This is a genomic window from Mesorhizobium sp. M6A.T.Cr.TU.017.01.1.1 (assembly GCF_004023115.1).
GTDB lineage: Bacteria > Pseudomonadota > Alphaproteobacteria > Rhizobiales > Rhizobiaceae > Mesorhizobium > Mesorhizobium mediterraneum.
This window is the reverse complement of record NZ_RZTA01000006.1, coordinates 63882-76735: the sequence shown is the minus strand read 5'-3', so window position 1 is coordinate 76735 and position 12854 is coordinate 63882. Positions and strand designations below refer to the sequence as shown.

General features: G+C 62.0%; 11 protein-coding genes. 10 read left to right on the top strand and 1 reads right to left on the bottom strand.

The window, feature by feature from the left end:
- The first annotated feature begins 267 nt into the window (after positions 1-267).
- Positions 268-1227, top strand: a complete 960-nt coding sequence (locus EOB36_RS03355; protein WP_128284279.1) for a DMT family transporter — start codon at positions 268-270, stop codon at positions 1225-1227.
- Between the two features lie 112 nt (positions 1228-1339).
- On the opposite strand, the gene EOB36_RS03350 is transcribed toward EOB36_RS03355, so the two are convergent.
- Positions 1340-2536, bottom strand: a complete 1197-nt coding sequence (locus tag EOB36_RS03350; protein ID WP_292220680.1) for an ROK family transcriptional regulator — start codon at positions 2534-2536, stop codon at positions 1340-1342.
- Between the two features lie 142 nt (positions 2537-2678).
- On the opposite strand from EOB36_RS03350, the gene EOB36_RS03345 reads away from it, so the two are divergent.
- The 9 genes from EOB36_RS03345 to EOB36_RS03305 all read left to right on the top strand — a co-directional run bounded on the left by EOB36_RS03345 (position 2679) and on the right by EOB36_RS03305 (position 12795).
- Positions 2679-3944, top strand: a complete 1266-nt coding sequence (locus EOB36_RS03345; RefSeq protein ID WP_128284277.1) for an ABC transporter substrate-binding protein — start codon at positions 2679-2681, stop codon at positions 3942-3944.
- A gap of 60 nt (positions 3945-4004) precedes the next feature.
- Complete coding sequence (locus tag EOB36_RS03340; protein ID WP_095484129.1) at positions 4005-4940, top strand: sugar ABC transporter permease; 936 nt, start codon at positions 4005-4007, stop codon at positions 4938-4940.
- Positions 4933-5835 carry a carbohydrate ABC transporter permease gene (locus EOB36_RS03335; RefSeq protein WP_127203800.1) on the top strand — a complete coding sequence of 301 codons (903 nt, stop codon included), beginning with the start codon at positions 4933-4935 and terminating at the stop codon, positions 5833-5835. The genes EOB36_RS03340 and EOB36_RS03335 overlap by 8 nt, the downstream gene beginning before the upstream one ends.
- A 10-nt stretch (positions 5836-5845) precedes the next feature.
- Positions 5846-6943, top strand: a complete 1098-nt coding sequence (ugpC, locus tag EOB36_RS03330; protein WP_128241873.1) for a sn-glycerol-3-phosphate ABC transporter ATP-binding protein UgpC — start codon at positions 5846-5848, stop codon at positions 6941-6943.
- 34 nt (positions 6944-6977) lie between these two features.
- Positions 6978-7721, top strand: a complete 744-nt coding sequence (locus EOB36_RS03325; RefSeq protein ID WP_348631635.1) for an SDR family oxidoreductase — start codon at positions 6978-6980, stop codon at positions 7719-7721.
- A gap of 40 nt (positions 7722-7761) precedes the next feature.
- The gene (locus tag EOB36_RS03320) at positions 7762-8763 is read left to right on the top strand and encodes a sugar phosphate isomerase/epimerase family protein (RefSeq protein WP_095484247.1); all 1002 of its coding nucleotides are present in this window, start codon (positions 7762-7764) and stop codon (positions 8761-8763) included.
- Positions 8760-9572 carry an SDR family oxidoreductase gene (locus tag EOB36_RS03315; protein WP_128241870.1) on the top strand — a complete coding sequence of 271 codons (813 nt, stop codon included), beginning with the start codon at positions 8760-8762 and terminating at the stop codon, positions 9570-9572. The genes EOB36_RS03320 and EOB36_RS03315 overlap by 4 nt, the downstream gene beginning before the upstream one ends.
- 350 nt (positions 9573-9922) lie before the next feature.
- Positions 9923-11110, top strand: a complete 1188-nt coding sequence (locus EOB36_RS03310) for a magnesium transporter (protein WP_095484125.1) — start codon at positions 9923-9925, stop codon at positions 11108-11110.
- Positions 11111-11520: 410 nt separating this feature from the next.
- Positions 11521-12795: a tetratricopeptide repeat protein gene (locus tag EOB36_RS03305; RefSeq protein WP_128284276.1), complete on the top strand. Its 1275-nt coding sequence runs from the start codon at positions 11521-11523 to the stop codon at positions 12793-12795.
- Positions 12796-12854 lie beyond the last annotated feature (59 nt).

The window sequence follows — 12854 nt, the reverse complement described above, 5'->3', positions numbered from 1 at the left end:
TGGGTACCTTCCATGATCAGCGCATCGGTCAAGTGGATGAAAGCCCGCGCCCCGAGGGAGAAGGACGCGGGCTCTGATCGGCGGGAGGATCCGATCTCGCAGCATTTGCCTACGGGAAGAATGCTGCAGAAGCCGAACTTTCGTCGCCGGCCTGTGTTCCACACGGAAAACAAAAAAAACGTCGCACAAGGATTGGTGAAATAGGTGGCGTTGCTGCTCGGCAAGACGCAGCAATCTTGCTAAAGTCGGCGGTGGGAGGAAACGGACATGCAATCGCTGCCGATAGTACATCCAGGCGTAGCGAAGGCGACAGCCGGCGCATCGCTTCCGCTCGCCTATTCCACCGCGACGCTCTGCTGGCTTTTGTCCGCCGGCGTCTACATCGCAGCCAAATGGGTTGCCCCCGAGATGCCGCCCTGGGCGCTCTGCTTCTGGCGGCTGGCACTCGCCTGCGCGATCCTGCTGCCTATCGTCCATCGCCATCATGGGGCGATGCTCGCGCTGATCCAATCCCGGGCGATCGAGGTGCTGGCCATCGGCGCCATCGGGCTGACCCTCTGTCAGGGCATGATCTACACGGGCCTCAGTTACACCGACGCGACGACCGCCGGCATTATCATGGCCCTGTCGCCGATCATGACTATGGTGCTTGCCCGCTTCGTGCTCGGCGAGCCCCTCGGCGTCTGGAAGGCGCTTGGCGCGCTGCTCGCTCTGGTCGGGATGGTGGTGATCGTGGCGCGCGGCGACCTTACCGCGCTGATGCGGCTCCAGTTCAATCCCGGCGAATTGTGGATCGTCGGCAGCGCGTTTTGCTGGGGCCTCTACACCGTGCTGCTGCGTCGCTCCAAATTCGCTATCGAGCTTCTGCCGATGGTGATCCTGCTGCTAGCAGCCGGCGCGCTGGCCGCCCTGCCCCTCTATCTCTGGGAACTGTTTTCCGGGGAGCGTTCGGCGCTGCATGCGAACGGCCTTCTGGCGCTCGCCTATGTCGCTGGCCCGGGCGGCGCTCTGATGTATTACCTCTACAACCGCAGCGTCGAGACGCTTGGCGCCGGGCGCGCCAGCATGCTGCTCTATCTGCAGACTGTCTTCGTCGCCGTGCTCGCTTATCTTTTCCTCGGGGAAAGCTTGCACGACTACGATCTCGCCGGCGCTGCCTTCATCGTCGCCGGCCTGCTGCTCGCCACCGCGATCAAGCCCAGGCAGCGCACAGTGCATGTCGCATAGGGACTTGCTGACCGCGTACTCGGTTACATCAGCACGATCAGTCGATTTCCTTGCGATAATGCTTGATATGGCGCTCTCCCGCTACTCCAGATAAATCGGGAGCAAGGGCAGATCATTGCAGTCGGCTGTTGTGTCGCAGCACGAGGCCGACCGCGCCGAGCAATGCGTCGTTCTCTGTGTGCTTACCAACAATTATCCGCGTGCGCAGGGCGGGCGCGATATCGCGGGACTTGATGAGCGTGTGGCGTTCATATGACGCGATCAGCGGTGCCAGGAGAATGTCGCCTGCCAAAGCCATGCGGCCCCCGATGATGATGAGCGGCGGATTGATCACCGAGCCGATCAAGCCAAGACCACGGCCGGCGAACTCGGCGGTGTCTTCGATCATCCGCAACGCCCCGACGTCGCCCTGTTCCGCCATCATGATCACGTCGTCCATCGTGACCGGCCGCCGCACGATGCGCGAAATCTGCTCGAGCGGCCGGGCAAAACTCGCATAGAGCTCCAGGCATCCGCGATTGCCGCACCGGCAAAGATCGCCGCCGGGATCGATGCTGATATGCCCGAATTCGCCAGCGCTGCCGGCGATACCCGTCACCAGCCGGCCATGCTGGACAATGGCCCCGCCGACACCCAGATCGATCTTGAACAGCACGAAATCGTCTTGGCCGACCGCCGCGCCCCACATCAACTCCGCGATGGCCGAGCAGTTGCTCTCGTTATCGGCGAAAATCGGCTGTTCGAGAACCGGCCCGAACACATCGCGGATGTTGACCCCGGCCCAGGTCGGAACAATACTCGCACGCAGCACCACTCCTTCGCGGCTGACAGGGCCCGAGACGGAAACCCCAACCCCCAGGAGCCCCGCCATCGGCAGACCGTTCTCTTCGTAGCATTGGGCAATTGCTGACTTGGCGAGCTGGGCCGCCTGTTGCGGCTGGTAGTCCAGACCCATAGGGATAGTTTGTTCGGAAATGACAGAATGCGACACGTCGGCGACGACGCACCGTATCTCGTCGAGGGCCAGGTGGATTCCAACGCAGGTGCCCGCAGCGGGATTGAGCGTCAAGGTCGCGGCAGGCCTGCCGATACCCCTGACCCCGTCATGATGGGCCGAGGATTCGATCACCATTCCGGACTTTCTCAAGCCATTGAGCGCGGTTGAAACTGTCGACCGCGCCAAACTGGTGATATGCGCGATTTGCGACGCGGAAAGCACGCCGCGCTCACGCAGGCATCGCACGATCAGGCTCTCCGGCGATGCGGAGGGCTTGTCGATCAGCCAATTTCTAAGCGAAGGTTTGTTCATAATGAGCACAAAGGACGTTGACTGATAGCTCAAATATGTCATCTTGGAAAGAACAGAGATACCTGCATCTCACCGGCCACGACCTCAAATCGCAGCCATAAGCGGTCGATACGAACCGTGCATCACATATGGGAGTGAAACGATGCAATATCTGAGGACGGCCCTTGCGGCCGCTACGGCGTACACCCTTGTTGCGGGAGCCGCATTCGCAGAGCCCAAGACCAATCTATTGCATCAATGGGCGACCGGATCGGACGCCCAGGCTATTGCCAAGCTCGGCGAGATGTTTACCGCGAAAGGTGGCACCTGGCAGCAAACCTCCATCGCAGGCCACACGGCCAACACGCTGGCGAAACTGCGCGCCGACGTGATCGCCGGCAACGCACCTCCCGCGGTGCAGCTCAAGGGGCCCGAGATCGCCGAATGGAACGAGACCGGCATGACAGCCAATCTCGACGAACTGGCGACAGCGGAAAATTGGGAGAAGGTCGTCGCTCCCGAATTGCTGCCGGTGATGAAGCCGACCGGCAGCTGGGTGGCGGCGCCGATGAACATCCACCGCATCAATTGGCTGTGGGCATCGCCGAAGGTCATGAAGGACGCGGGCGTCGCCGAGGTGCCGAAGACATGGGCAGACTTCAACGCCGCCTGCGACAAGATCGTGGCGTCAGGCAAAATCTGCATCTCGCACTCGACTGCCGACTGGACCGATTCGACGGTCTTCGAGGTCGTGGTCTACGGAATGGATCTCGATCTCTTCAAGAAGGCCTTCGTCGAGGGTGACGTCGAGGCAATGCGCAGCGACGGCATGGTCAAGGCTTTCGAGCAATTCCGCACCATGACGACGAAGTACATGGACCCCGGCATGAACGGGCGCGACTGGGATACCATGTCGCATCTGGTCGGCCGCGGCGAGGCCGCCTTCCACATCATGGGCGACTGGACGCTCGGCCTGCTCACAGCCGGCGGCTTTAAGGAGGGCACCGACTATGTCTGCGCCCAGGCGCCGACTGACTGGGGCAAGCCGGGCTTCATCCTGAATTCCGACTCGGTCGTGTTCTTCCAGCAGAAGGATCCGGACGACGTCGAGGGGCAGAAACTGCTCGCCAGCACGATCCTGTCGCCCGAGTTCCAGACGATTTTCAATCAGACCAAGGGCTCGATCCCGGCCCGTCTCGACGTCGATCTTTCGAGCGGCTTCAATCCCTGCCAGCAGCTCTCCCAGAAGGATTTGCAGGCGTCGATCGATGCCGGCACGCTTGTCCGTTCGATGGCGCACAACATGACGATCCCGCAGAAGGTGCGCGGCGCGATCATGGATACCGTCACCGAATTCGTAGCGACGCCGGACATGACCGCGCAGGACGCAGCTAGTGCCATGGCTGATGCGGCCGAAGCGCAGATGTGAAGAAGCTGCCGATGATGGCCTGGCGCGCGTCGCCCGGCCTGACCTTCGCCGGAGCAGCCGATGTCCACGCATGACCTGACTGTACCGGTTGCGGCTCCCGCAACCCCGTGGCGGGAGCGCCTGGACACGATGGTGCCCATTCTGGTGCTGGCGCCGTCGCTCGCGGCGAGTTTCATCTACGTTTTCGTGTTCACACTCTGGACGCTGTATCTCTCGCTTTCCAATTCGTCGCTGATGCCGACCTATGGGTTCGTCGGTCTGGACAATTATGCTTCGCTCTGGGCGAACCGGCGCTGGAACATCGCCTATACCAACCTCTTCCTGTTCAGCGGCTTCTATATCGTCGGCTCGATGGCCATCGGACTGCTTCTCGCGATCCTGATCGACCAGCGCGTTCGCGGCGAGGCGGTTTGGCGCACGATCTTCCTCTACCCGCTGGCAGTGTCCTTCATCGTCACCGGCACGGTGTGGAGCTGGCTCTATAATCCCGTCGACGGCATCCAAGCCTTCGTGCGGGGGCTCGGTTGGACCGACTTCAGCTTCGCCCTGACAGCCAACCGCAACACTGCGATCTATGCGGTGATCATAACCGGTATCTGGCAGTCATCCGGCTTCGCAATGGCGCTTTTCCTGGCTGGCCTGAGGTCCGTCGATCCGGATCTCGTCAAAGCGGCGCAGATCGACGGAGCGTCGGTTTCCCGGATCTATCGGAGGGTCATCCTGCCGACGATCGCCCCGATTTTTCTGGCAGTGGCGGTCATTCAGATCCAGTTCGCCATCAAGACGTTCGACCTGGTGGCAGCGTTGACGCGGGGTGGGCCAGGTGTGTCCACCACCTTCCCGGCGATCTATGTCTACGACCTCATGTTCCAGCGCGGGCAAATCGGCGAGGGTGCCGCTGCGGCGATGATGATGCTCGCGGCCCTTGCGGTTGTGCTGGTGCCTTATTCCTTATGGATCGTTTGGCGCAGGCGGGCGGAGGGCCGCAATGGCTGAAATTGCCCTCACCGCCCGGCATGATCCCGAAGCGGCCGCGGCTACGCGGCGATATTTCTGGAACCGCTTTCTTATCTATGCGGTGCTGACGCTTTTTGCTGTCATCTACCTTGCCCCACTGCTGGTCGTGGTCTTCAACTCGTTGCGGGAGCAGTCCGAGATTGCCCGCAACGGCCTCATCTCCCTGCCGCGCAGCTTCCGCCTCGATGCATGGGCGGAGGCTTGGGGCACTTATTGCGTCAGCGGCACCTGCGAAGGCATGAAGCGCAATTTCTTCAACTCGCTCTGGATGGCGATCCCCGCGACGGTCATCTCCACGCTCCTCGGCGCCATGAACGGCTACGTGCTGTCGAAATGGCGCTTCAAGGGCTCGGAAGTCCTGTTCAATCTGATGCTGCTCGGCGTCTTCATGCCCGGCCAGATCTCGCTAATGCCGTGGGCGTTCCTGCTCGGCAAGCTCGGCCTAACCAATTCGACCTACGGGCTGGTCTTGATTCATGTCGTCCAGGGCATCTCGTTCACGACCCTGTTCTGCCGCAACTTCTACGTCAGCATACCGGACGATCTTATCAAGGCGGCACGCATCGACGGCGCCGGCTTCTGGCGGATTTTCCGCAAGATCATCCTGCCGCTGTCGCCGCCGATTTTGATTGTCACCGTCATCTGGCAATTCACCGGTATCTGGAACGAGTATCTGTTCGGCGTTGTCTTCACCTCCGGCCAGCAGCAGCCGATCACGGCGGCATTGGTCGCGCTCACTGCCGGCGGCACGACCGCCCGCGCTTACGACGTGATGAGCGCAGCCGTGCTGATCGGCGCGCTGCCACCGTTGCTGATCTACCTGTTCGGTGGAAAATACTTCGTGCGCGGCCTGACACAGGGCGCCATCAAATGAGGCGTCGCCCGTGTCCACACTGACCATCCGCAACCTTCACAAGAGCTATGGCGGGCTCGAGATTCTGGCCGGCATCAATCTCGAGGCGCAGACCGGAGAATTCGTCGCCCTCGTCGGCCCCTCCGGCTGCGGCAAGTCAACCTTGCTCGCCATGATCGCCGGCTTGGAAACCGTCACGTCGGGCGAGATCTGGATCGGCGACCGGCTGGTGAACTCCGTGCAGCCCAAGGACCGCGACATAGCGATGGTGTTCCAGTCATACGCCCTCTATCCCACGATGACGGTGCGCGAGAACATCACCTTCGGCATGGAAAGCCGGGGCGTGCCCAAAGCGGCGCAAGAGGAAGCGGTAAAGCGGGTTGCCGCACTCTTGCAGATCGAGCAGTTGCTCAAACGCAAGCCCGGCCAGCTTTCAGGCGGCCAGCGGCAGCGCGTTGCGATGGGGCGCGCCCTAGTCCGCGACCCGAAGCTGTTTCTGTTCGATGAGCCCCTGTCCAATCTCGACGCCAAGCTGCGCGTCGACATGCGCACCGAAATCAAGAAGCTTCACCACCGCGTCGGCAAGACGACGGTGTACGTCACCCACGATCAGGTCGAGGCGATGACGCTGGCGTCCCGCATTGCGGTGATGAACCAGGGCTCGGTGCAGCAGTTCGATACGCCGAAGCGGATCTATGATCGGCCGACCAACATGTTCGTGGCCGGTTTCATGGGATCGCCGGCGATGAATTTCATCCCCGCCCGGCTTACGGGCTCGACCAGCATCTCGGTGCGCGCCGCTGACGGCAGCGGCGCTACTCTCACCCTTGCCGCTCCGCTGCCCGCAGGTGCGCCAAAAGACGTGGTGCTCGGTGTTCGGCCCGAACACATCTACCGTTTCACGACGGACCTGAAGGCGCGGAAACCGGCTGTGGAGTCCATGCAGGCGCCGGTCGAATTGGTCGAGCCGACCGGGGCCGAGACGCTTGCCGTCCTCAGGCTGGGTGATCTGGAGATCACTGGCCGTTTCGAGCCGGATGAGGCTCCCGTCATGGGCGAGACGATAACGCTTGGCATCGACATGTCGCGCGCCTGTCTGTTCGATCCAACAACCAAGGCGCTTCTGTGATCTGATGTCCATGCAATTCGCGACTTACCCGAGCTTGACCGATCGCGTCGTGCTGATCTCCGGCGGCGCCTCCGGGATCGGGGCCGATATGGTCCGCGCCTTCACCTCGAATGGCGCCCGCGTGGGCTTTCTTGATGTGCAGGATGGACCCGCGGAGGCGTTGGTGCGCGAGCTTGATAGCGTCGCCGGGCGGCCCCCATTATACCTCCGTTGCGATGTGACCGACGTCGATGCACTGCAGGCGTCGGTCGAAGCCGTGCGTGCGCGGCTTGGTCCGGTCGCCGTCCTGGTGAACAACGCTGCCGATGATCAGCGCCATCCCGTTGACGCGGTGACGTCAGAATATTGGGACCGCAGCTTCGACGTCAATCTCCGGCATCACTTCTTCGCCGCGCAAGCGGTGCATCCGCATATGAAGGAACTCGGCTTCGGCTCGATCATAAACTTCTCTTCCATCGCCTGGCGTTTCGGGGCGGACCAGATGGTGGCTTATGCCACCGCCAAGGGGGCTGTGGTGGCCCTGACCCGCGCACTGGCGCGGTCGTTTGGACCTGACAACATCCGCGTCAATGCAGTCGAACCCGGTGCTGTCATCACCGAGCGGCAGCGCGAGCTGTGGTTCAAGACGCAGGACGCGATCGACCAGACCGTGCAGCGACAATTGATCCGCCGCGTCCTCTTGGGCGAGGAGATTGCGCGGACCGTGCTCTTCCTTGCCGCAGATGACAGCCGCATGATCACCAAGCAGTCCATCGCCGTCGATGCCGGTCTGCGCTGATGCGATCGCTTCCACATCTTTCAACGGGACTGTCACGCTGATGCTTCGTCTCGGCCTCAATCCTTACGGACTGACCTACTATCTCGGCCTACAGGGTCGCGGCACGCCGCGGCACAATCCGGATGGGGCGGGGCTGGAAGGCTTCATGGCGCTCGCGCAGGAACTGGGCGCACGCACGCTCGAGATCTATGAACCGTGGTTGACCGACTTGCCGGACGCCGAGGTCGTCGATCTGCGCAGGCGTCTGGCCGCGCGTGACATCGTCCCGGTGGTGAGCGGCGGTCTTATCGTGGCCGGTCCCCTGGATAATGCGTTTCGGGCGGCGCGCCTGCTCGAGGCGACAACGATCCGTATCGCGCTGACCCCCGTCCTGTGTGGCGACCGCAACGCATGCGGCCAGAAGTGGAGCGAGTTCAATGCGACGATCCGCGCTGCCTTGACGGAATGGGGACCGCGTGCGGCGGCTGAGGGCCGGGTGCTCGGCATCGAGAACCATCAGGACTTCGGCAGCGATGAACTGGTCGCGTTCTGCGAGCTCGGCGGGCCCGGTGTCGGCATCACCTACGATACAGGCAACACGTTCCCAGTCGGCGAGGCACCGCTTGCCTTCACGCGGCGGATCGCGCCTCATGTCCGCCATGTCCACCTCAAGGACTATCGCGTGCAGTTCACGGATGAAGGCTACCGTCTGGTCCGCTGCGCGATCGGCGACGGCGCCGTGCCATTCGCCGAACTGGCAGCCATCCTCGCCGAGCACCACGACACGCTGACGGCCGTGCTCGAGCCGGGCGCGCTGGAGGCCCGCCACGTTCGCTGTCTTACCGACGACTGGTGGAACGGATATCCGCCGAAGACTGCGCGCGAGTTCGCGGCCTGCCTGAGTGCTGCGCACGTGAACCGCCTTGCGGACGATGCCGACTACCGGACGCCATGGGAGCGCGGCGATGACGGCGCGCTCGTTTCGTATGAGCTCGACATGATCCGGCGCAGCGCCGCCAACATGAAGAAGCTCGATTTCATTGCAATGGAGAAATCAGCATGACTGCCCGAGAACTCAGCGGCCTGACTGCCTTCGTGACTGGCTCGGGACGCGGCCTCGGCCGCGTGATGGCCGAACGCCTGGCCGAGCTTGGCGCAAACGTCGCGATCCACGATCTCGATTGGACCCGGCCATCCCAATATGGCGAATTCGCAGACCTCGGCGAATCCGCCAGGGGTTTGGAAAAACATGGGACACGGGTGACCGCGGTCACGGGCAATATCGGCGACAAGCAAGCCGTCGCCGAAATGAAGAGGAAGATCGAGGCGGACCTCGGCGATGTGCACGTTCTGGTCAACTGCGCCGGCGGGGACATCGGCGCCAAGGGAGTAAAGCCCAGCCCCAACAACGCGCTTGATATCGACTATGAAGACATCAAGGTGCTGACCGAGAACAATCTCATCGGCACGATGCTAGTCTGCCAGGCGTTCATTCCGCCTATGGTCAAGCGCGGCTCAGGCTCGGTGATCAACATAGCCTCAGCGGCAGCGCATATCGGATGCTCGCCGGAGGTGGTCTACTCGACGCTCAAGGCGGCCGTCGTCCATTATACGCGCTGCCTCGCCAAGGAATTGATCGACGATGGCGTGCGCATCAATGCGGTAAGCCCCGGCGCCACCAAGACGGCACGCTTCCAAGCGAGCCGCGTGGTCGATCCGGAGCGCATGGATTCGAGTAAGAAATCGCTAAACCGGTATGCGGAGCCCGAAGAGATCGCCGAAGCGGTGGCCTTCCTCGCCGGTCCGCGCGCGCGCTTCATCAACGGGCAGGTCATCCGCGTCGATGGCGGTTTCACAATCTTCCCAGGTTGAATCACGGCCGTTCACACGGCGAATTGTCGGGCTGAGCGCACCCCAATGAGCAGGGCCACCACGGCCCATTGCCGACCTTACTTCGTTGATGGGTTGCAACCTGCTCGCAGAGCCCACGAAGCGACGGGCGAGTTCGGCAACCGAAAATTCTCTTGGCGACACGCTGACGTTACAGCCCGCTTGTATGCACCCACGCAATGGCTCAGATTGTTTGGGTCCGGTCTACTCTGCGCCCTGAGAAGGCGAAGATTTCCGGATCGAGGCGCTGGGGCACTGCGCGCCACGGCAGAGCGGGCGAACCGCTCCCGTCTACACGTTCAGAGGCGGAACATTAGAGGTTGGGGGCACAGATGAGGCAAGAGAACGACGTTGAGAAGTGGGTGCGCACGCTGCGTGCTCGAGCACCTGACGACGCGGCCGAATTGCTTGCCCGAGAGTCTCCCGAGTTCATCCGGGACCTATTGAAGTTGTTGCCGGATAGGCACGCCCGGAAGGTGGCGGAGCATTTGCCATCGCATATGAGGCCTGTCACGCCTTATGGCGACGGCAAGGATATCGCGTTCCCCGGGTCTGTCATCGAGCTGATGGACCCGATCCCCGCCAGCGTTCCTGTCGGAACGACGGTAGCCGCCGCGGTCGAGGCCGTCAGGCGCGCGCAGGTGCCGACCGAGTTGACTTACCTCTACATCACGGACGCGGGCGACAAACTCGTTGGCCTGGTGGTCCTGCGCGATCTGATGCTGAGCGAACCGGCCGCCACGGTCGATCAGATCATGCTGCCGAAACCGTTCGCCCTTCACGTCGATATGCCTTTGGGTGAAGCCTGCACGGCGGCGGTACGCCGTCACTACCCCGTCTATCCCGTGGTGAACGTGGAGAACCGGCTGCTCGGGCAGGTTCGCGGCTGGCGGCTGTTCGAGCAGCAAATCATCGAGATTTCTGCCCAGCCTGGCCAGATGGTGGGTGTCCAGAAGGAGGAGCGTTCTTTCACGCCCCTGGTTTCAGCCTTCTTGAAACGTCATCCGTGGCTGCAGCTCAACCTGCTGACGGCCTTCATAGCCGCTTTCGTGGTCGGGTCGTTCACAGGCACGATCGAGAAGATCGTCGCTTTGGCGGCGTTCCTCCCGGTGCTGGCCGGGCAAAGCGGAAACACCGGCTGCCAGGCACTGGCCATGACGTTGCGTGGTCTCGCCTTAGGGGATGTGGACAAACGACCAAAGCTGCACCTGGTGCTGAGGGAGGGGGTGCTCGGGATCGCCAACGGCGTGCTCGTCGGTCTCGTGGCGGCCGCGGCCATGTGGTTCTACGCGTCGCGGCAACCGGAGTCGGCAGCCCAGGCGCCCATGCTGGCGCTTGTGATCCTGCTCGCAATGTCCGGATCGTGCCTCATGTCCGGGATCTCCGGCGTGCTGATCCCGTTGGGCCTGCGGCGGGTCGGCGCCGATCCGGCCGTGGCTTCCGCGATCTTCCTTACCACGGTTACCGATATTGTAGGCATGGGCCTGATGCTGGGGCTTGCCACTACGCTCGTGCTGTAGTGGCGCACATTTACGCAGGCCGTCCTGAGAAGCATCGCCCGCCAGCTCTCCGAGCGCTTGCGCAACGCGGCGGAAGACCTTCGGATGAGCTGCATGCGACCCTGATGCGTCAAGCGGCGACCAGATACGTGCAGAATCGCGCAAACAATATTGATCTTGTCGGCTGCGCAATCCACGGCTCATTATGATTTGGCTTAGTTGCCGTTTGTAGCGAATACTTAATCGAAGTCCAGCAACGCTGAGAAGATGTTTGACCAACCAGCGTAGGCGAAATGCGAATGAACCCGATAGTTTGTTGCGCAGCTGCAACAGCTACTGAAGACTCGGAGATCTCGTGACAGTTCCGTCGCTTTTTTTCGTGCAGGCGTGCTAGATCCGCTGCACTAGTCGGGTTGGGTGGGGTTCTCGGCATGCATTCCTCGTTTTCAATGATCTTCGGCTTCGCCGCGGCGCTGCTCTGTGCCGGCATATTGCCGGCCGGCGCACAAGGTCTCTATCCGGCCTACGACGATGCGTTTTCGGCCCGCGTTGCCAATCCGACCGACAACGGGACGCTAGCTCAATTCGTCACAGTTGCCGTCAACGCAGGGCAGTACGATCAGGCGATCTCGTCGATCGAGCAGTATCTGATCAAATATCCTCGCGATGCGCGCGCGCGCCTCGCGGCCAGCCGATTGTACTATCATGTCGGATCCTATGAATTGGCCCGGCGGCAGGTGCAGTACGGCCTCGAGGTCGGGGACCTGCCCGCGGATGAGCAGCTGGACGCCGTTCGCCTGCTCGCCCGCATCGAGCGCGCGTTACTTGGCGTCACCTGGGAACTCGCTCTGACTGGCGGCATGTTCAGCGCATCCACCGATTTTGAGCCGGGCGGGGCCGAAGACGACCGCACCTTGGTCTCGCCCTATGGGCGGGCGGACGGCTTTGTCCGGTGGGATCTCGGCACGCCAAGTGCTGATGCACTTGTCCTCTCGGGATCGTTGACGGCGACACAGCGCTTTTTCACAGAAGACCTGTCGGTTCCCAGTGCCGAGGAGACTTTTATCCACGGTAACGCCGCCATTACCCTGGACAAGGGGCTGCCCAACAGCGGGATCGATTCCCTGCGGCTGCTACTTTCCGCGTTTACCGTTACAGATCGCTTCGACAACGATGTCCACGAGACCGGCGTCGGCCTCAGTGGACGCTTCCTCGTTCGCCCCACAGTCGAGACGACGCTTTTCGCAGGTGCTGGCTACATCGATCTAAGCGGCTCGAAAGGCATCTTCGCCGATAGCAGGGTCTTCTATGAGGCAGGCGGCAGCTACCGCTTCCGCAATGGCCAGGCGCTCGGACTGCGCCTGGTCGGCTCGAATGACTTCGCCTCCGGATCTGGCGAAATCGGCCGCAGCTATATGGGAGAGGTCCGCTACGGCGGCGTACTGATGGAAGTACCGGACCTGTTCGTATGGTCTCACCAGGTCGCCGTCTCGGCCGGCCACAGCGACACTCCCGACTTGTCCGTCGGCATCGGCACGAACATAGAAAGTGACTTCTGGCGCATTGCCTCGGAAAGCGATTTTCAGCTCACTGATTGGCAGAAGGTCAGTGTCGACCTCGCCTATCGCGAAACCGACTTCGATATCGCTAGCGGCGACCGGAATTCATTCGAATTGCTCGTGAGCTACACGTTGACGCTCAACTGAAAGAGGCCGCGATGAGGACCCTGTATCGTCAGATAGCCACTTGTATCGCCTGCCTTGCC

Bases quoted from the DNA above. Each gene is read 5' to 3' on its own strand.
- EOB36_RS03355 (WP_128284279.1), top strand. From the start codon at position 268: ATGCAATCGCTGCCGATAGTACATCCAGGCGTAGCGAAGGCGACAGCC.
- EOB36_RS03350 (WP_292220680.1), bottom strand. From the start codon at position 2,536: ATGAACAAACCTTCGCTTAGAAATTGGCTGATCGACAAGCCCTCCGCA.
- EOB36_RS03345 (WP_128284277.1), top strand. From the start codon at position 2,679: ATGCAATATCTGAGGACGGCCCTTGCGGCCGCTACGGCGTACACCCTT.
- EOB36_RS03340 (WP_095484129.1), top strand. From the start codon at position 4,005: ATGTCCACGCATGACCTGACTGTACCGGTTGCGGCTCCCGCAACCCCG.
- EOB36_RS03335 (WP_127203800.1), top strand. From the start codon at position 4,933: ATGGCTGAAATTGCCCTCACCGCCCGGCATGATCCCGAAGCGGCCGCG.
- EOB36_RS03320 (WP_095484247.1), top strand. From the start codon at position 7,762: ATGCTTCGTCTCGGCCTCAATCCTTACGGACTGACCTACTATCTCGGC.
- EOB36_RS03315 (WP_128241870.1), top strand. From the start codon at position 8,760: ATGACTGCCCGAGAACTCAGCGGCCTGACTGCCTTCGTGACTGGCTCG.
- EOB36_RS03310 (WP_095484125.1), top strand. From the start codon at position 9,923: ATGAGGCAAGAGAACGACGTTGAGAAGTGGGTGCGCACGCTGCGTGCT.
- EOB36_RS03305 (WP_128284276.1), top strand. From the start codon at position 11,521: ATGCATTCCTCGTTTTCAATGATCTTCGGCTTCGCCGCGGCGCTGCTC.